Origin of the sequence: Ruminiclostridium papyrosolvens C7 (assembly GCF_000421965.1) — a bacterium.
Taxonomy (GTDB): Bacteria; Bacillota; Clostridia; order Acetivibrionales; family DSM-1351; genus Ruminiclostridium; species Ruminiclostridium papyrosolvens_A.
In genome coordinates, this window is record NZ_ATAY01000018.1 from 1 (window position 1) to 544 (window position 544).

Annotated in this window: 1 rRNA gene; it reads right to left on the reverse strand. The window is 46.5% G+C overall.

The window, feature by feature from the left end:
* A 23S ribosomal RNA gene (locus L323_RS24620) occupies nucleotides 1-484 on the reverse strand; the annotation flags it as partial.
* Between the last annotated feature and the right edge of the window lie 60 nt (nucleotides 485-544).

Here is a 544-nt window from a genome sequence, read left to right on the forward strand (position 1 = left end):
GGGAGTATTTAGCCTTGGGAGATGGTCCTCCCAGATTCCGACGGAATTTCACGTGTTCCGCCGTACTCAGGATACATTCAAGAGAGAACGAAGTTTCGACTACGGGGTTGTTACCCTCTACGACGGACCTTTCCAGGTCGCTTCGTCTACCTCGTTCCTTTGTAACTCCGTATAGAATGTCCTACAACCCCAAGAGGCAAGCCTCTTGGTTTGGGCTATGTTCCGTTTCGCTCGCCGCTACTCAGGAAATCGCATTTGCTTTCTCTTCCTCCAGGTACTTAGATGTTTCAGTTCCCTGGGTCTGTCTTCCTTACCCTATGTATTCAGATAAGGATACCATACCATTACGTATGGTGGGTTTCCCCATTCGGAAATCTTCGGATCAAAGCTTACTTACAGCTCCCCGAAGCATATCGGCGTTAGTCCCGTCCTTCATCGACTCCTAGTGTCAAGGCATCCACCGTGCGCCCTTTCTAACTTAACCAAACTAAAAATTAAAAAATATGAGCTACACTGTTATCTAGTTTTCAAAGAACATACATTT